General features: G+C 71.8%; 15 protein-coding genes. 7 read left to right on the forward strand and 8 right to left on the reverse strand.

What is annotated here, in order from left to right; genetic code table 11:
• Positions 1-41: 41 nt before the first annotated feature.
• The 3 genes from Aco03nite_RS07825 to Aco03nite_RS07835 all read left to right on the forward strand — a co-directional run bounded on the left by Aco03nite_RS07825 (position 42) and on the right by Aco03nite_RS07835 (position 5,011).
• Positions 42-2,810, forward strand: a complete 2,769-nt coding sequence (locus Aco03nite_RS07825) for an AAA family ATPase (RefSeq protein ID WP_203794093.1) — start codon at positions 42-44, stop codon at positions 2,808-2,810.
• Between the two features lie 43 nt (positions 2,811-2,853).
• Entirely contained in the window at positions 2,854-4,362 is a 1,509-nt protein-coding gene (locus Aco03nite_RS07830; protein WP_203794094.1) for an FAD-dependent monooxygenase, read from the forward strand.
• Positions 4,363-4,429: 67 nt separating this feature from the next.
• Positions 4,430-5,011 (forward strand): hypothetical protein, encoded by a 582-nt coding sequence (locus tag Aco03nite_RS07835; protein WP_203794095.1) that lies wholly within the window; start codon positions 4,430-4,432, stop codon positions 5,009-5,011.
• A 29-nt stretch (positions 5,012-5,040) separates the two neighbouring features.
• Here Aco03nite_RS07835 and Aco03nite_RS07840 read toward each other — a convergent pair whose 3' ends face one another.
• Positions 5,041-5,571, reverse strand: coding sequence for a hypothetical protein (locus Aco03nite_RS07840; protein WP_203794096.1), 531 nt, complete (start codon positions 5,569-5,571; stop codon positions 5,041-5,043).
• Positions 5,572-5,726: 155 nt separating this feature from the next.
• Between Aco03nite_RS07840 and Aco03nite_RS07845 the strand changes: the two genes are divergently transcribed.
• A complete protein-coding gene (locus Aco03nite_RS07845; RefSeq protein ID WP_239144979.1) occupies positions 5,727-6,407 on the forward strand; it encodes a Crp/Fnr family transcriptional regulator in 681 nt (226 codons plus the stop codon).
• On the opposite strand, the gene Aco03nite_RS07850 is transcribed toward Aco03nite_RS07845, so the two are convergent.
• From Aco03nite_RS07850 to Aco03nite_RS07865, 4 genes are all read right to left on the reverse strand, one after another.
• Positions 6,364-8,712 (reverse strand): putative bifunctional diguanylate cyclase/phosphodiesterase, encoded by a 2,349-nt coding sequence (locus tag Aco03nite_RS07850; RefSeq protein WP_239144980.1) that lies wholly within the window; start codon positions 8,710-8,712, stop codon positions 6,364-6,366. The genes Aco03nite_RS07845 and Aco03nite_RS07850 overlap by 44 nt on opposite strands.
• A gap of 99 nt (positions 8,713-8,811) precedes the next feature.
• Positions 8,812-9,861 (reverse strand): hypothetical protein, encoded by a 1,050-nt coding sequence (locus Aco03nite_RS07855; RefSeq protein WP_203794097.1) that lies wholly within the window; start codon positions 9,859-9,861, stop codon positions 8,812-8,814.
• Entirely contained in the window at positions 9,858-10,283 is a 426-nt protein-coding gene (locus Aco03nite_RS07860; protein ID WP_203794098.1) for a hypothetical protein, read from the reverse strand. The genes Aco03nite_RS07855 and Aco03nite_RS07860 overlap by 4 nt, the downstream gene beginning before the upstream one ends.
• 5 nt (positions 10,284-10,288) lie before the next feature.
• Positions 10,289-11,401, reverse strand: a complete 1,113-nt coding sequence (locus tag Aco03nite_RS07865; protein ID WP_203794099.1) for an NHL domain-containing protein — start codon at positions 11,399-11,401, stop codon at positions 10,289-10,291.
• An 86-nt stretch (positions 11,402-11,487) separates the two neighbouring features.
• Here Aco03nite_RS07865 and Aco03nite_RS07870 point away from each other — a divergent pair, with 86 nt between their 5' ends.
• The gene (locus Aco03nite_RS07870) at positions 11,488-12,057 is read left to right on the forward strand and encodes a YbaB/EbfC family nucleoid-associated protein (protein ID WP_203794100.1); all 570 of its coding nucleotides are present in this window, start codon (positions 11,488-11,490) and stop codon (positions 12,055-12,057) included.
• Between the two features lie 116 nt (positions 12,058-12,173).
• The gene (locus tag Aco03nite_RS07875) at positions 12,174-13,790 is read left to right on the forward strand and encodes a hypothetical protein (protein ID WP_203794101.1); all 1,617 of its coding nucleotides are present in this window, start codon (positions 12,174-12,176) and stop codon (positions 13,788-13,790) included.
• Here the strand turns inward: Aco03nite_RS07875 and Aco03nite_RS07880 are convergent.
• From Aco03nite_RS07880 to Aco03nite_RS07890, 3 genes are all read right to left on the reverse strand, one after another.
• Positions 13,762-15,963, reverse strand: coding sequence for an AAA family ATPase (locus tag Aco03nite_RS07880; protein WP_203794102.1), 2,202 nt, complete (start codon positions 15,961-15,963; stop codon positions 13,762-13,764). The genes Aco03nite_RS07875 and Aco03nite_RS07880 overlap by 29 nt on opposite strands.
• 73 nt (positions 15,964-16,036) lie before the next feature.
• Positions 16,037-16,651 carry a PilZ domain-containing protein gene (locus tag Aco03nite_RS07885; protein ID WP_239144981.1) on the reverse strand — a complete coding sequence of 205 codons (615 nt, stop codon included), beginning with the start codon at positions 16,649-16,651 and terminating at the stop codon, positions 16,037-16,039.
• Positions 16,652-16,740: 89 nt separating this feature from the next.
• Positions 16,741-17,145, reverse strand: coding sequence for a hypothetical protein (locus tag Aco03nite_RS07890; RefSeq protein WP_239144982.1), 405 nt, complete (start codon positions 17,143-17,145; stop codon positions 16,741-16,743).
• 121 nt (positions 17,146-17,266) lie between these two features.
• On the opposite strand from Aco03nite_RS07890, the gene Aco03nite_RS07895 reads away from it, so the two are divergent.
• Positions 17,267-17,953 (forward strand): ALF repeat-containing protein (locus Aco03nite_RS07895; protein ID WP_203794105.1); only part of this gene is annotated, 687 nt, incomplete at its 3' end.

Raw genomic sequence — 17,953 nt, forward strand, 5'->3', positions numbered from 1 at the left:
GAACAGGGCCGTCCGCGTTCGACACCGTAACGGGGTTCCCCATGAGCCTTTTCGGCCGTGACGCCGAGGTCGCCCAGCTCCTGCGCGTGCTGGACGACACCGCCGCCGGCGCCGGCGGACTGCACACCCTGACCGGGCCACCGGGCATCGGCAAGACCAGCCTGCTCCGGGTGGTCATCGGCCTCGCCGTGGACCGCAAGATCACCGTCGCGGCCCGGGAGGCGTTCCTCCTGGACCAGGCGGCGCCCCTGGTCACCCTGGCCGGCGCGCTGCGCGACTGCACCCCGGCGACCGAGGCGTTCGGCTGGCTGGCGCACCGGGAACCGGAACGCTCCGACCCGTTCGGCACGCTGCAGCGGCTGCGCGCCTCGCTGGAGGAGGCGTCCCGGCAGCACCCGTTGCTGATCGTGATCGACGACGCGCAGTGGATGGACGAGCTGAGCGCCCTGGCGATCCGGGAGCTGATCCCGGCCCTGGAGTCCTCGCCGGTGCGCTGGCTGCTGGCGCACCGCCCGCCCACCTCGGCGAACCGGGACCGGCCCGGTCACCAGCTGATCCGGCGGCTGGCCCGGGACGGCGCCGAACCGATCCGGCTCGGGGTGCTGACCGAGCCGGACATCGCCCGGCTGGCCACCGACGTGGTCGGCACCGAGGTGGACAACACCGTGGTCGCCCTGGCCGCCTCCTGCGGCGGCAACCCGCTGCGCACCGAACAGCTGCTCAAGGCATTGCTCGCGACCGGCCAGCTGGTGGTGGCCGACGGGATCGGCTCGGTGCTCGGCGACGATCTGCCGCCGAGTTTCATCGACGCGGTCCGCGAGGTGGTCGACACGCTCAGCGAGGCGACCGGCTGGCTGCTGCAGGCGGCGTCGGTGTTCGGCCGGCCGTTCGGCGCCGACGAGGCGGCCCGGCTGACCGGGCAACCGGTCCGCGAGCTGTACCCGCTGATCCGGGAGGCGATGCCGGACTTTCTGATCGAGGACAGTCTCGGGCAGCTGTCGTTCGCGCACGACTCGGTGCGCCAGGCGGTTTACAGCATGGTGCCGCGGGTGATGCGTGAGCAGCTGCACCGGGAGGCCGCCGCGATCACCACCGACGCCGGCCGGCCCGCCCTGGAGATCGCCGAGCACCAGCTCAAGAGCGGCCGGGCCGGGGCCGCCGCCGCGGTCCGGATGGTCCGGTCGATGGCCGGGACGATCGCCCGGGTCGCGCCCGGCGCCGCCGCCGACGTGATGCTGCGGGCGCTGGACTCGGTCGGCGCGGGCGACCCGGACCGCCCGGCCCTGGTCGCCGACACGGTCCGGCTGCTCGCCTCGGCGACCCGGCTGGAGGAGGCCCGCCGCCTCGGTGGCCAGGCCCTCGGCGCCGGGCTGGAACCGGAGACCGAGGCGCTGCTGCTGCTCGGACTGGCCGAGGCGTGCAAACACGGCGGGCTGAACGAGATGTCGGTGCGCTACTGCGACGACGCCCTGGCTCTTCCCGGGCTGTCCGCGGCGGTCCGGGCCCGGCTGCACGCGGTCCGCGCGCACGCCCTCTGCTACCTGGGTGACCTGGTCGCGGCGGACGCGGCGGGCGAGCAGGCCGACGTGCTGGGCCGGGCCGGGCAGGAGTACGGCGCGGCGGTGTTCGGCCTGACCGGGCGCAGTCTGGTCGCCTTCACCACCGGCCGGCTGCACGACTCGTGGGCGCATGCCCGGACCGCCACCGACCTGGTCACCGAACACGGCGGCGAGGCCGCGCACCGGCATCCGCGGATCTGGCTCAGCGCCGCGCTGATCGCCCTGGACCGCTTCGACGAGGCGGAGCAGGTGATCCGCGCCGGGCGCAAGGAGTCCGACCGGTTCGGCACCCCCTGGGCCGACCCGCTCTGGCACCACTTCCAGGCCACGCTGCACCACGCCACCGGGCGGCTGGAGGACGCCGCGGTGGAGGTCGAGTCCGGTCTGGCCGTCGCCGAGCAGCACTCCGCGCACGCGCTGGCCATGCCGCTGCTGGGCATGACGATCCGGCTGGCGGTGCTGCGCGGCGATCTGGCGGCCGCACACGAGCAACTGGACCGCATCCGCCGGCTGGCGACCGACGGGGTGACCGCGGTGCCCGAGGACGTGCTCTGGCCGGAAGCCCTGCTGCTCGATGCGCGCGACGACCGGACCGCCGCGTTCGCCCTGCTCCGGTGCGTCTACACGGCACTGCCGGACCGGCCCGCGCTGCTGGCCGGCGATCCCGCGGCGGCCGCCGTCCTGGTCCGGATCGCCCTGGACAGCGGGCATCCGGCGGAGGCGACGGCGGTGGTCGCCACGGCCCGGGAGTTCGCCCTGCGCAACCCGGGATCACACGCGGCGGCCGGCGCCGCCGCGCACGCCGCCGGAACCCGGCACCGGGACCTGGCCGCGGTGCTGCACGCGGCCTCCGAGTTCCGGCAGGCCGGGCGGCCGTTCGCACTGGCCGCCGCGCTGGAGGACGCGGCCCGCCTGGACGGCGGGCCGGAACGGCTGCGCTGGTGCCGGGAGGCACTGTCCATCATGTCCGTGCCCGGCGCCGACCGGCCCCGCACCCGGCTGGAACGGCTGCTCGACGAACTCGGCGGCGAGACCCCGGCCCGGGTTCCGCTGCCCGAGCTGACCCCGGCCGAGCAGCGGGTCGCCGACGAGGTCGCGCTCGGCAAGACCAACATCGAGATCGCCGAGACCCTCTACATCTCCCGGCACACCGTCGACGCCCACCTGCGCAACATCTTCGCCAAACTGGGGGTACGCCGCCGGTCCGAGGTCGCGGTCCGGGTGACCCGGGCCAACGGCCCAACCACGTGAATACGGGATACGGAAGCACCCCACCGGAGTCGAGCATGACGGGGTGACATCGAAGCGTACGCCCGTACTCCTGGCCGGGGCCGGTGTCGCCGGCTCGCTGACCGCGCTGGAGCTGGCCCACCACGGCGTGCCCAGCATCGTGGTGGAACGGGCCGGCAGTCCGTCCCGGTTCCCGGACCCGATGCTGATCAGCGGCCGTGGCATGGAACTGCTGCGCCGGCTGGACCTGACCCGGGAACTGCGGGACGACGGGGTGGATCCGGGCTGCCCGGTCGACATCCTGTGGAGCCGGGAGGCCGGTGGGATGCCGGCGCTGTCCTGGCGGCTGCCGTCGGTCACCGAGACCCGCCGGGCGTACGCCGACGAGCCGGACGGCAGCGCCCCGATCGAGCCCTACCTGCTGATCTCCGGCCCGGACCTGACCGCACGGCTGCGCCGGGCCCTGCACCGGCATCCGCTGATCGACCTGCGGTCCCGGTGGACCCTCACCGACGTCCGGGAGGAACCGGACGGTGTCACGGCCACCGTGATCGACGCCCAGGCCGGTGCCCGGCACGTCATCGAGGCCGCCTACCTGGCCGGATGCGACGGGGCGGACAGCACCGTACGCCGCTGTGCCGGTCTGCCGATGGACACCCTGGGGCCGGCCGTCCCGCACGTCGCCGTCTGTTTCCGCAGCCCGGCGTTGTCCGGCCGGTGGGCCAACCCGGCCACGCTGATCACCACCGGGGTGACCGTGACCACCGGCCACTACGGCGACATGTGTGTGGCCCACCTGCCGGTCGGCGCGGACGGGCACGCCGACGTCGGCGATCCGGCGGAGCTGCTGCGCACCCGGCTGGGCGGGGAGGTGCCGGAGATCGTCGCGGTGGCGCAGCGGACCGGGGCGGCGGCCATCGCCCGGTCGTACCGCCGCGGCCGGATCTTTCTCGCCGGCCGGGCCGCGCATCAGCTGGAGTCACCGGCCGAGGAGATCGACACCTGCATCGGTGACGCGGTGAACCTGGGCTGGCGGCTCGCCGCCGTGGTCCGGCGCTGGGCGGACGACCGGCTGCTCGACGGCTACCAGGAGGAACGCCGGCAGCAGGCGCTGCTGGACCGGGAGCTGGCCCACCGGGCGTTCCAGACCCGGCGGCGTTTCCAGCGGCTGGTCGGCACCGGCGCGGACCCGCGGGCGATGGCGGCGGCCCTGCGGCAGGAGGCGCCCCAGCTCGATCCGGCCCGCACCGGCCCGCCCGGGCTGCGTCCCCCGGCGTTCCGGCTGGCCGGCGGGGACCACGTCCTCGACCGGCTCGGCCCCCAGTTCACCCTGATCGACCTGAGCGCCGGGCGGGACGGGTGGGCGCTGGTGTCGGCGGCGCGGGCCCGCGGGATCCCGATGCGGCACCTGCCGGTGGCGGGCGCGCCGGTGCCCGGTTCGTGGCCCGGCCGGTTCGTGCTGACCCGCCCGGATCAGCGGATCGTGTGGACCGGTGACGAGCCACCCGCCGACGGTGCCGTGGTGCTCGACGAACTGACCGGGGCAAGGGCGCGGACATACGAGAACACGTGATATCCGCACCCCCGTTGACCTGGGCACACTCTCGACATCTCCCGGACGACCGGAATGGACGCGGACGATGTTGACGACAATCACCGATGATCTGGCAGGTGCCACGATCGCCGGGTGGTACGCCCGGCTCGCCGGCAGCGCATGCCCGCAACGCAACCACTGGCAGACCAAAGTCATCTACTACCGGGCGGTGGCCGAACTCCTCGCCGCCCAGCCGGACCGGCCCCTGACCTGGAAGACGATCGTCGGGGCGGCCCACGGTCGCCGCAGCACCTTCTACGAGGTGGCCGGCCGGCACGCCCGGCACGGGATGGTGCGGGAGCTGATCGACGACGGCACCGTCCGCTCGTACGAGATCGCTCTGCGGTACGGCCGGCCGAGCCCCGTCGAGCTGCTGATCGACGAGGCCAAGGTGTGGTCGTTCTGGCCGTACCGGCAGCAGTTCGTCGCGACCGCACCGGGCCTGGACGCGCTGCGCGACGCGGTGGTCGCCTGGGCGCGGCTCAACCCGGCGCTGGCCGCGGCGAACGCGTTCCGGCCGCCGGCCTGCGCGGTGGAGGACCTGGTCCTGCTGTACGAGGGACGACTCGCCGCCAGCCGGGCGGAGCACCGTCTCACCGAGGTGCTGCGCACCACGCTGCCGCTCTGACCGGCCGGGCCGGCTCCCCGGTCACGACGTCACCAGGACCCCTTCGTGAGAACGTCCAGGAGCCGGCGTGCGGTGTCCGGGGCGCCCGCGCGCCCGCTCCGGAGCTTCTCGGCGTGGATCATCAGCAGGCCGGCCTGCCGGGTGCTGCGCGGAACCGCGGCGAACAGGCGGACGAAGGTGTCCCGGACCTCGGGGTCGCGTTCGGCCGCGGCCGCCCACGAGCGCAGCACCGTGCGGACGGCGTCGCCGGCGCCCGGCGTGATCAGGGACCAGCCCCACAGGCCGGCGACGACGGTGGCGATCGCCGGATCGTGCCCGGTCAGCGACAGGATCAGCGGCCGGTCCGGTTCCCCGCGGCGGTACGCGGCCCGCAGGAATCCGAACACCCCCGCGGTACGCCGGACCGCGCACCCGTCGGCCGCCCAGTCGTTGAGCAGGGTCAGTGACGCCAGCACGTCGTCGTCCCGGTCCAGCACGGTGAGGGCCACGGCGAGCACCCGGCGGTCCGGCTCCGCCAGTTCGCGGCTGTCGAACCACTGCTCGACGGCGTCCTGTGGCACCCCGCACCCCCTTCCCGGTCCGCCGGCGGACCGGTATCGCACCGATTCTGGGAGCAGCGGAGGACAGAGCCCATCGACCCCGGGTCCACAACGGATAGCGACGATCAGCCTCGGCGAGCGATGATCGGACGAACCGTTCCGGCAGAGGGGCAGTCATGACGCTGATGCACCCGGCGCCCGCGACCTTTCTCGGCGGGCTGAGCCCGGCCACCGCCACCGAGCTGCTGGCGCTGTGCGCCCGGCGGCGGCATCAGGCGGGCAGCACGATCCTGCGCGAGGGTGTCACCGGGTCACAGGTGGTGCTGCTGCTGAGCGGGTTCGTCAAGGTGACCACCGCGGTCGACGGGCAGGCGACCCTGCTCGGCATCCGGATGCCCGGCGAGCTGATCGGCGAGATCGGCGCGCTGACCGGGGCGCCGCGCAACGCGACGGTGACCGCCTGCGGCACGGTGCACGTCGGGGTGGTGTCCCGGGTGGTGTTCGAGGACTTCCTGCGCCGCCACCCGGACACCTCGAACCTGGTGATGGCGACCATCGCCCGCAAGCTGACCTGGGCCAACCGGCGGCGCAGCGACTTCGCCGCGTTCCCCGCGCACATCCGGCTGGCCCGGCTGCTGGTGGAGATCGCCGCGGTGTGCGGCCGGCCGGCCCCGGGCGACCGGATCGAGATCGTCGTCGCGCTCAGTCAGCCGGAACTGGCCGCGATGATCGCCATCGCCCGTGCGACCGCGCAGAAGGCGTTGCACGAGCTGCGTGAGAAGGGCCTGATCAGCACCGCTTACCGGCGGATCGTCATCCTCGACCCGGCCGGTCTGCGGCGGCTGGCGGACGGGTGAGCTCGGCTCTTCGAGCGGCGTTCTGGTCGGCCAGTAGACGGGCCACCCCGTCGGCGGACATCGGCTCGGCCAGGTGGTAGCCCTGCCCGAGGGTGTACCCGAGATCGCGGAGCACGGCCACCTGCTCCGGGTTCTCGATGCCCTCGGCGACAGTGCCGAGGTTGAGGGCGCGCGCGAGCTGGATCACCGCGCGGGCCACCGCCTGCCGGGCGCCGGCTGCCGCGGGCTGCCCGTCGTCGATCTCGATACCGTCCACGAACGACTTGTCCAGCTTGACGATCGAGGCGGGGAAGGCCCGCAGCAGACTCAGCGACGACTCGCCGGTGCCGAAGTCGTCCAGGGCCAGGCGGATGCCCATCCGGTCGAGTTCGTACAGCGCCCGGGAGACCTGCTGGCCACGGAGCACCGCCGACTCGGTGACCTCCAGGATCAGCCGCTCACAGGGCAGTCCGCTGTCGGCGAGCGCGGCGGCCACGTCGGCCACGAAGTCCGGGTCGTGCAGCTGCCGGGCGGACACGTTCAGCCCGGTCTCCTCCAGCGCGTCCGGCCCGAACTCGGCCAGCCACGCGGCCGCCTGCCGGCACGTCTCGCGCAGCACGAACCGGCCCAGCGGCACGATCAGGCCGGTGCGTTCGGCGGCCGGGATGAACTCGGCCGGGCTGACCGTGCCACGGACCGGGTGCTGCCAGCGGACCAGCGCCTCGACCCCGATCACCCGGCGCTGCTCCAGCCGCACGATCGGCTGGTAGACCACCCGCAGCTCGTTGTTGTCCAGGGCCCGCCGCAGTTCGCCGCCGAGCTGCATGTGCGCCAGGACCGGCTCGCCCATGCCGTCCACGTACCTGGTGAAACACGCCTCGCCACGCTGCCGGGCGGTGTACTTGGCGACGTCGGCGTCGCGCAGCACCGAGTCGACGGTGGCACCCGGCGTGGCCACCGCGATGCCGATGCTGGCCTGCACCAGCAGCCGGTGCTCGCTGACCGGCTGGGCCAGGGCCGCCAGCAGTCGCGCGGCCAGCCCCTCCGGATCGGCGCCCGGGCCGGTCAACAGGACCGCGAACTCGTCGCCGCCCACCCGTACCGGCAGGCCGTCGTCGTTGACCTGGTCCTCGAGGACCCGGGCCACCGCGATCAGCAACCGGTCGCCGACCCCTTGCCCGAGCAGGTCGTTGACCGTCTTGAAGTCGTCCAGATCGATCAGCAGCACACTCGCCTGACCGGAAGTAGTCAGTGCGGTGGTGAGCCGGTCGCGGAACTGCGCCCGGTTCGCCAGCCCGGTCAGACCGTCGTGGCTGACCTCGTGCTGCAGCCGCTCCTCCTGGATCCGCGAGTTGCGCAGCAGCCTGTCGTTCTCCTGATAGGCGAGGTACTGACGCACCATGACCAGCGCGGTAACCACGACGGCGGCGATCAGGACCACCCGCACCGGCCACTGCAGGGTCGCGCCGAAGGCCACCGCGATCAACGGCACGTCGATCAGGATCATTGCCAGGTACGGCAGCAGAACGCCACCGCGGGCCGGGGCACGGGACAGCCCGTGGTCGGCCCGGCTCTGCGCCGCGACGCCGAGAGTGATCAGTAACGGGGCCAGCGGCATCACGACCGCCTGTGCCGGGACGCTGGCGAGGTAACCGAACTGCACCGCCAGCACCGAGACGACCCCGGCCGGCACCCCACCGGCGGCCGCGATGAACCGCATCGCCACCCGGTCGACCGGACCACCGGCGATGTACGACACCTTCGTGGCGGCGCCGACCGCGACCAGCATCCCCAGCCCGACCAGCAGTGTCGCCTGTGGACTCCACGGTTCGCGGGCGGACAGCATCGGCACCAGCCCGAGGTACCACAGCACGGCCGAACAGCCGAGGAACGCGATCGCCCGGTCCAGCAGCATCCGCCACCGCTCGGCCCCGCCGGCGGCCACCACCGGCACCCGGGCCAGCGCCCCGATCGCGATCAGGAACCCGACCGCCACACAGGCCGCCGCCGTCCCCGGCATGCTGCGGGTGCGCACCTCGTCGGCGTGGGTCAGCATGTCCACCGCGAGCCAGGCGTAACCGCAGGTCATGATGGCGACGGCGGCTTGGATCGCCCGCCAGAACCAGCGTTGTGTCCCACGGGCCAGGTGCCGGATCGACACGGTGGCGACCACCCCACCGGCCGGGACGAACAGGTAGGCGATCGCTTCCGGCCCGACACCGGTGCCCAGATAGAAGGCACACCAGACACCCCCGAACGCGGCAACCGCACCAGCGGCCCGAACATGCTTCCGGGCCCCCGCCGGTTGATCCACTCCCCGCGTCACGGCCCGACACTAGCGCCCCGGCCAACCCACCGATCTCCCCCGAACGTTCGACGTTCACCGATCCGTTCCATCGACGGTAAGGAGACTTCAACAGCCTCCTTACCGCAGCGGGCGTAAGGAGCCGGCGGTGATCTGGGCGGGTGTCGCGTCGGCCAGCAGTGGGGTGGCGACACCGAAGGGGCCCGACTCGTTCGACGTGAGCGTCTTCCGGCGCTCGGCAACGAGGCCACGATGCAGCTCCCGGAGGGACTTCGCGATGTCCTCCTCCGCCTGGTAGGTGTCGTTGCCGAGGACACTCTGCGCGTTCAGGACCTTGGCGGCCACCTCGGTGGCGGTGTCCGCGGCCAGATCGAGCTTCGTCTGCTCCTTGTCGGCCGGCACCAGGCCACCACCGATGGTGCCGGCGACGTCGATGATCACCGCGGCGGCGAGTGCGCCGGCGCCGCCCGCCAGTGCCCCGCCGACGGTGCCGATCACGCAGAGGGCGATGCTCCCCCACTTCATCGCGTCGGCCCCGGTGCACGCGCTGTTGCTGAGCTGCTGGGTGGCGCTGATCGCGTTGTCGAGCATGGTCAGGACCGACTTCCGGAACCGGATGTGGACGATCTTCGCGCCCTCGACGGCGTTCCGGGAGTACCTGATCAGCTCCCGCTGGTTCGGCACCATGGTCTGCAGCGGCGTGACGAGGTGATCGATGAAGTTGTCCCGGAAGGCGCCCTCCCAGTGCCCCATCTCGCCGCGCACGTCGTTGATCCGCGCGAGGCCGGGTGACGCACCGACCCAGGCGCCGTCGGCACTCGCCCGGCCCTCCAGCATTCCCTCGATCGCGGCCAGCGACTCGATGACCGGGTTGAGGGCGTCCGGGTCCGGATCGAGGAACCGCTCGAACGACGGGACCACCCACTCGTAGTCCTGGGTGCGCACCCGGTCCCGGTACATGTCGGCTTCCGCCGTCGAGATCGGGAGGGCGTCCCACTCACCCGGATGATCGTCGGCCCACTTGTCGTTGATCGCCTTCGCCCAGGACGTGGAGTCCTCCAGGGTCTGCCGGATCAGTTCCTGCCTGAGCTTGGCCGCCTTCTCCCGTACCGCCGTCTCGAAGGCCTGACCGGCGAGTTCGGGCGGCGTCGTCAACACCGGGTCGCTCACTGCGGCCTCCCCGGATCGTCGTCCGAACCGGGCAGCGGCGGGTTGGAGGCCACGTCACCGGGGATGAGGTTGCGCGGGTCGGCCATGTGGTCACGCAGCAGGTTCGCGTTCGCCTCGTCCACGTCGAGGTAGGCCTGCGTCGCGGTGCGGACTCCCTGCGCCGAGTCCAGCACGGTGGTGCCGACGTGCTCCACCATCGCCTGCATCTCCGCGCGGAGATCCTCCCAGGCGGAACCGATCGTGCTGGACATGACGATGGAGCCGGGGTACGCCGGACCGTTGACCCGGAACGAGTCACCGCCGCCGGCCGAGCCGCCGAGAAGCCGGTTCGCGTCGTAGAACACGTCCGCGACCCGCGGCAGCAGCACATCGGACACCCGCCAGAGGCGGAACAGGTCACCACCTGTCACTTCGGCAGCCATGTGCCTCACACCCTCCTGCGGCGGATCGTCAAGAAGAGGATCACGGCGAGTACGGCAGCCGCACCGCCCGCGATCCATGGCCAGACCGGTGCCGGGTCGTCGTCCGCCGGGGCGTTCCCACCCGGCGCCGCGGCGGGCATCGAGAAGACCCGGCTGCCCACCGTGTCGACCAGATAGAGCGGACCCGCGGCGGACACGCTCGTGGCCAGGCCCACCGGATCCCGGGTGCCGAAGGGATCCGCGGCCAGGGTCGCCGCGGTGGTCACGGTGCCGTCGGTGCCGAGCCGCCGGACGGTCCGCTGCCGGTTGTCGACGAAGTAGAGGCCGTCCGGTCCGGCGCTGACCGCGGTGGCGTCGAACGGCGCGGAGTTCGGCCGGTTCTCGTCGGCCGCCCAGCCGCTGTCCGAGGACTCGACGATCGTCGCCACCCGGCCGTCCCGGAGGCGGCTCAACTGGGACGTGGCACTGGTGATCCAGACGTCACCGGCGGCGTCGGCGGCCAGCCCGGTCGGCAGCGGGACCGGCGTCGACACCGGACGGCTCCCCGCCCCGGGCGGGATCTCGACGACCCGGCCGTTCTCCCGGTCGGCGAGGTACAGGGTTCCGGACGGGGCCACCGCCAGCGCGTTGATCGTGGCGATCGGCCCGCCGAGCGACTCGGCGGTCACCCTGGCCTCGATGGTCCCGTCGGCTGCCAGCGCGTACACCCGCGAGGCCAGGCTGTCGGCGATGAAGACCGTGCCGTCCGCGCCGGCCGCCACCGCGCTGGGCAGGCCGAGCGAGACGTCGGTGCCCTTGACGCCGGATGCCACCGGCCCGGTCGCCGCGGCCCGGCCGTCATTGCCGGCGACGGTACGGATCACCCCGTCCGGCCGCACGGCACGCACCCGGTGATTACGGGTGTCGGCCACGTAGACCGTGCCGTCGGCGGCGACCGCGGCGCCGAGCGGCCGGTTCAGCCCCGCCCGGGCAGCCGGTCCGCCGTCGCCGGTGAACGTGGCCCCGCCCGCGCCGGCCACCAGGACCGGCGCGGTCTCCACGGCCCGGGCGAAGGCGGGCGCCGGCACCGCGAGCGCCGGTACGGCGAGAACGGCCAGGACGGCGAGACGTGGACTCATCACAACCGAGGTGTACCACGGCAGACTCGGATAGGTTCAGTCACGTCGATCGAAACTGATGATCAAGCTGCGGAAACGGGGGCGTCGTGTGGCATTCGGAGGCGGATCTCGGCGAGCGGTTGCGGACCATGAGCGTCACCGGCACCTCGCCGGACGGCGCCGTCCAGGCCACGGTCACCGGCGAGAACCGGCTGACGCTACGGTTCCGGCCGCGGACCTACGAGTGGTACGACGACGGTGGACTCGCCCGGCAGCTCACCGCGCTGGGCACCGGCACCTGGGTCGCGTGGACACGCCGGCGTGCGGAGATCACCCGTCTCGCGCTCGGGCAGAGTCACGGCGAGGCGGAGCAGAACCGGAGGCACGCCGACGACGCACGGACGCGCCGTTTCACCGATCGGTTACGCGACCTCGAGTGTGTGGGGGTCTCTCCCCGGCGCTCGGTCCACCTCCGGCTCACCGGCGCCACCCGCTGGCAGGTCGAGATCGCCGCGGGCACCGTCCGCGACATGCCCGAACGCGTCTTCGTCGAGGAGGCGGTGGCGGCCTTCGACGCGGTGATCGGCGACCGCTCGGCGAAGCTGGCCCTGCTCCGCGCCGAACACTTCGACATCGGTGTGCCCCGGAGCTGGCTGCGGCACGCCGATCCGTCCTGACCCCTTCTTCGGGCAAGCAACGGCTGTCGATTAGTTTCGGGCGGTGTCGCATGTCGGTAGTGGCGGTGAGCGGAAACATCCGGGTGGGGCCGTAGCCGGTCGTATCACCGGTCGTTGTGAGAGGGAGCCGGGAGCCGGGAGCCGGGAGCCGCGAGCCGCGAGCGGGCTGGCGGACGGTAACTACCGAGCGGCGCCTGCTCGTCGTGGTGCGGACGACGGCGACCCTGACCCGGCTGCTCGACGTGATCGCGCTGGTCACGGCGGATCGGCGGGTCCAGGTGGTCTTCACCGTCGACGACCGGAACGGCGCGATGCTGGCGACCGGTATGCGTTCCGTCCTGGATTCGCTGGACGCGCTGGTCGTCCCGTGGGCGGACGCCGTCGACGGCGCCTTCGACCTGGTCCTGGCCGCCAGCGAGAACGACGACCTGGGTGACCTGGCCGCCCCCGTGATCGTCCTGCCGCACGGCGCCGGTCACCTGAAGTTCTACCCGGGCACGACGACGATCTCCGGGCTGACTCCGGACCGGGTGCGTGACCTGACCACCAGCACCACCTTCGCCCTGTCCCATCCCGATCAGCTCCAACGACTCGCCGCGGTGCATCCACCGGCCGCCGACAAGGCCCGGGTGGTAGGCGATCCCGCTCTCGGCCGGATGCTGGCGAGCAGTCACCGCGCACACTCGTACCGCCGGGGCCTGGACGCCACCGGCCGGCAACTGGTGGTCCTGGCCTCCACGTGGGGCCCGGACTCCCTGCTCGGATCATGGCCGGACCTGCCGGAACGCCTGCTGGCCGAACTGCCGGTGGATCAGTACCGGGTGGTCGCGGTCCTGCACCCGGGCATCTGGGCGCACGGCTCGTGGCAGGTCCGGGCCTGGTGGTCACGCGCCACCGAGTACGGCCTGCGCATCCTGCCGCCGGAGGACGGCTGGCAGGCCGCCCTGCTCGGGGCATCCTGCGTCCTGACCGATTTCGGTTCCCTCGGCCTGTACGCCGCCGCATTGGACCGCCCGGTGCTGCTGTCCCCGCGATCGAGTCCCAGCACGGTCCCGGGATCCCCGGCGGAGGTACTGGCCGGGCTGGCGCCGAGGCTCGACCCGGCGAGCGGGCTACGGGACCAGATCGACGCCACGATCCGCACGCACGTCTCCGGCCGTTTCGAGCAATTGTCCGCCTCGGCCGTGCAAGAACCGTGGCGGACCGCCGAAAGACTGCGATCGCTGCTGTACGAGCGGATGTCCCTGGCCGAGCCGGCGCACGCCGCCGAGTTCCCGCCGGTGCCGGTGCCCGCGGTCCGGCACAGCGGCCCGACGGCGATCCGCGCGAGCGCGACGGCCACGGACGAGCTGGTCACGCTGGTGCGTTACCCGAGCATCGCCGGGGCGGACGTACCGGAAAGCCTCGGTCATCGGCATCTGGTGGTCGAACTGGACCGGGCCCGTCTCGATCAGGCCGGCGCCGCGGACGTCCTGATCGTGCACGCCGACGAGCGTGCGGAGGCGGCCGCCCTGCTCCGGCGCTGGCCGCACGCCACCATGGTCGCCGCACGAATCGGCCCGGGCACCTGCTGGATTCACACCCGCGAATCCGCGGTCGTGCTGCACGGTCATTCCGGAATCGACACGACGGCATTGGCGTCCTGGGCCTACGTCCGGATCCCGCGGATTCCCGCTCAGGATCGGCTGAGGCTCGGCGACCGTGTCATGGACGTACGGGCGGAAGCTTGTTGAGTTCGTCCTTGTATCTGGCGTAACGCGGATGCGCGAGGGCATAGAACCTCTCGGCGAGTGCGTCCCAGCCCCGGCGGGCGCCCTCGATGTCCCCACGGCGCCGCGCATTCCCGGCGACCAGATCGTCGATCTCCAGGTCGTAGGTGGTGGAACCGTTCTCCCGGGCCAGAGCGATCGACGAATCGAACAGCTCCCACTCCTCCAGCAGATCGTGCACCCGGGCCCGCACCAGATGAATCCGCGAGACGTTCCGCGGTTTCCCCGGATCGGTGAAAAGCATCGCCTCGTCGAGAAGGTCCCTCGCCTCCCGAGCCCGCCCGGCGCGAACCTCCAGATTGGCCAGTTCACGAGCGTGAATGCCCCGGGCCCTTCTCAGGTCAAAAGCCCGGTCAACTTCCAGCGCCTGCCGTACGAGATCAGCAGCCGCCCCGAACGAGTCCCGCGTCTGTTCAGCACCCCGATCGATGGCGTACTGGACACGGTCCCGCTCCAGCCGGGCCCGGAACTCCAGCAACGACGAGTCGAGCCGCGGAAATGCCACCCGTCTCGCGTGCTCTTCGGCGATGTCCAGACTGGCGGCGGCCCGGTCGAACTCGGCGAGAGCCGTTTCGATACGTCCCCGGGTGCTGTACAACCGGGCACCGGCCAGATCGTCGCCGAGCAGGTGGGCGCTGCGGATCCCCCAGCCGATTCCGGTGGCGATCAGATGGTGCCGCCCGCGATAGGTCAGAACGATTTCCAGCGCCCCGCAGAGCCGGATCGCGATGTCGTGCAGCCCCGCATGATGGGCGAACTCGACCAGGTCCACCAGCAGAATCGTGTGCGTGTCCAAGTATTCGACCGGGCTCAGGTGCGTGATCCGCCAGGCCAGGTCGCCGGTCAGCGCACCGGGCCGCAATCGGTCGCCCTCGAGTGTGTGATCGGCGGCCATCGCGCATCGGGCGACGTCGTCGAGAAGCCGGCGCAGGGCCGCGTCCCGAACTTCGGCGGAGGGCACGACCCGCTGCCTGACCAGCCGCAACAGCCGGATCTGCCCGTCCGGCCCGTCGACCGCCAGACCGGCGCTCAGCAGCGTGTCGATCGTGGCGCCGGCCGGATGCCCGAGCAGCGCATCGGCGCTGTCCCGGGTGAACGAACGACCGGGATGAATGCTCAGCACCGCGAGATCCGCCCGCACCGCCTCCGGCAGGCTCTTCAGTCCCAGTGCGGTGAGAATGCCGTCGAATCCGCGCGGATCCTGCCCGGCCCGCAGTTCCGCGACGAGCCGCGCGACCGGCCGGACATCGGCACGCCGGAGCCGGAGAGTCGCTCCCGCGCGCCGCAGGAGATCGGGAATGTCGTCGCAGAGTTCCAGCAGTTGCCCGGTGGCCTCCGGTTCGGCGTCGAGAACCGTCGCGCCGACCTGATGCGCCAGCAGTTCCCGCCCGGCGCCGTCGTCCAGTCCACCGAGCAGCACCGGCGGGGTGGGGCACCACACGTGCAGGTCGTCGGTCAGTTCCCGGATGGTCAGCAGAACCAGGCTCAACGGCCAGTTCCGGGCCAGTTCCCGCGCCTCGGCGGCCCCGTCGACATTGTCGAAAACGAGCAGGAAACGGCCGTGCAGAAGGGCCCGCTCGTACCGCGTGAAAAGCTCCGCGTCACCTGCCTCCCCCATGCTCAGCCCGAGCTGCCGCAGCACCGAGGCGAACACTTCCGCGTATCGCAGCGCCCCGTCGGTGCGGAACTGGGCACAGTCGACGACCGCGTTCCCGTCCGGGTATTCCGCCGCCCGCAGATGCCGGACCTGCTGCGCCAGATACGTCTTGCCCCACCCGGAACGCCCGACGACGACACGGATCCCGGGCTCCCCCAGCTGGGCCAGAACCGCGGTCCGATCCCGGAATCCGTCCGGTCCGGGAGGAACGATCAGATCCGTCCCACGGGCCTTCAGCTCAGCCATGGCGGCAAACAACTGAGCCCGGAATTCCGGATCCTTCTCCAGCAGATCGACCACTTTCGCCGTACGAGCAGCCGGGTCTCTGGGAAGGGTGACGATCCGCCGGAACATCAACTGCCGCAGATTCCCCGCCCCGGCGAATGCGGCCCCGACAGCGGCCGGCACCACCAGTTTCGTGGTCTCCTCGCCGGCCAGTTGCAGAGCTTTGAGCGCCTCGTCAGCCAGGACGTCGAGCATCCGGTTCCCCCCATCGACCGCCACCTACATTGTGGACGGCCGATCCCGGGCCACGACACCCCACCCTTCGCTTTCAAGCCGGCAAAGGCACCGTCTGCAGAAAGGCGCTCAGCCGCTCACGAATCCCCGGGTCCACGTCGACGAACAGCAGCCGCACGTCACCCGGCTCGTCGCCACCGCCGCTGACCTGACATTTCAGGTCCACCGACCCGTCCGGAAGCAGAATCTCGACCTTCACGAAAGCGCCCCGGGTCAAATCCTCGGACAGCCGGATCAGCGCCTCGTCCCCCACCTCGTCCAGGTCGACGACGGCGTGCGCCCCGCCGATCGACAGATCCACGGTCCGCCCCGGAAACAGATGCCCCGACGGCAACACGAGCACCACCGGCACCTGGGCCGGAATCCGTGCGGAACGACGCCGTTCGATGCCACCGGTGCTCTGTTCCACCCGTAGATAAACCCCGGGAAGACCATTCGCCGGTACGGCCACCACGGTCCCGTCGATACTGAACCCGCGCCCGTTCTGCGTCCACAGCAGGGTCGCGTCGACCCCCACCATGGCGAACCCGGTGAACCCCAGCCGAAGCGTCCCGTCGACCTCACGCGCGACCCGGCAGTTCTGCACCGGCCCGCCCCCGATCGAAACGCTGACAGTCGGAACAGCCCACGGCTGCGCCTGCTCAGACATCGTGCCCGTCATAGCCGGTTACTTCCTGTTCCGAGCCGAATTCCTTCTCTTGAGCACGTTATCGGCACTTCCACCCCGCGCGCGGGCAGTCAGCGGTCCCCACCCGTACCGAAATCAGGAATCAAGGCGCGAAGCGCAGCGAACTCCGCAACCGTGACGAAAGACGGATTGGCACCCTGCGGCTGCCGCAGAACCTCAAGATCGAGACTTTCCCGTACGACATCCCGATGCACCCGCCGTCCCTCGTCCAGCCAGCGGAGCTCCATCGGCACACGCAGTTTGCCGTCCATGACGCGAGCCGGCCCCGTCAGTTCGCCGAGCCCCCACACGCCCGGCGCGACCCGCCGCCGATCCCCGCTGACCCAGAAGATCACCGGCTGGCCGGCGTCCATCAGCCGAGCCCGGTAGCCGTCCCGGACGCACCACCGCCGCACGGCTTCCCGCCGTTCCGCCACCGCGGCGATATCGGAGGTGACCCCGTTGGCCTTGAGCAACCAGGCACCCAGATTCTCAGTGGTAACGGCAGAAGTCACCTCACCACGGTACGGGGCTTGCCCTGATCGGCATCGACGGTAGTATTTCCGGGCTTTGGCCTTCAACGGGGAGTAAGACCACATGCGACGTAACATCACGGCCGGCGTTCTGATGGCGCTGGCACTTCTGGTTCCCGCGGCACCCGCGGCGGCACACGCTGCGGCGCCCGGTCTCGACGCGACGTGTCAGACGGTGGAGCGCAAGCTCTTCACGGACATCCGCAAGCTCATCACCATCGACCTGGACACCGCCACCGACACGGAGATCCGGGTCGTGGCCAACCAGATCCAGGCCGCGGCGAAAGCCGACGCGCTGCCGGTTCTGCCCGGCGCGATCCAGGAGGCACTGGACGGCACCGCCGAGGAGCTGAAGGCGTTCCTCAAGACGGGCGCGCTGTCCGCCTGGAAGGTGGACCTGCGGGTCTCGGTGACCCGGACGCTGAACAACGCCGGCCCGAAGGTGAAGGCGGGCGCACAGGACGTGCTCAAGGACGGCGGCACCGACGTCATGCTGACGTGGCTGAACGAGGGCCTGTACGCCGCACGGGCACTGGACTGCGCGGCCCAGCCCTCCCCGTCGGCAAGCATCACGTCAAGCCCGTCACCCAGCACCACGACGAGCGTGAAGCCCAGCACGTCACCGAGCACCACGACGACCGCCGAGCCGACCCCCAGCCCGTCCACCAGCTCGTCGGCCCCCGGCACCGGAGGCAGCCTGCCCATCACCGGCTCCAGCACCGGAACCGTCGCAGCCATCGGCGGAGCCCTA

Origin of the sequence: Actinoplanes couchii, from assembly GCF_016862075.1 — a bacterium.
Classification (GTDB): Bacteria; Actinomycetota; Actinomycetes; order Mycobacteriales; family Micromonosporaceae; genus Actinoplanes; species Actinoplanes couchii.

What these genes read in the sequence shown, in the direction of transcription:
- Aco03nite_RS07825 (WP_203794093.1), top strand. Translation starts at nt 42, where the DNA reads ATGAGCCTTTTCGGCCGTGACGCCGAGGTCGCCCAGCTCCTGCGCGTG.
- Aco03nite_RS07835 (WP_203794095.1), top strand. Translation starts at nt 4,430, where the DNA reads ATGTTGACGACAATCACCGATGATCTGGCAGGTGCCACGATCGCCGGG.
- Aco03nite_RS07845 (WP_239144979.1), top strand. Translation starts at nt 5,727, where the DNA reads ATGACGCTGATGCACCCGGCGCCCGCGACCTTTCTCGGCGGGCTGAGC.
- Aco03nite_RS07860 (WP_203794098.1), bottom strand. Translation starts at nt 10,283, where the DNA reads ATGGCTGCCGAAGTGACAGGTGGTGACCTGTTCCGCCTCTGGCGGGTG.
- Aco03nite_RS07865 (WP_203794099.1), bottom strand. Translation starts at nt 11,401, where the DNA reads ATGAGTCCACGTCTCGCCGTCCTGGCCGTTCTCGCCGTACCGGCGCTC.
- Aco03nite_RS07880 (WP_203794102.1), bottom strand. Translation starts at nt 15,963, where the DNA reads ATGCTCGACGTCCTGGCTGACGAGGCGCTCAAAGCTCTGCAACTGGCC.
- Aco03nite_RS07885 (WP_239144981.1), bottom strand. Translation starts at nt 16,651, where the DNA reads ATGTCTGAGCAGGCGCAGCCGTGGGCTGTTCCGACTGTCAGCGTTTCG.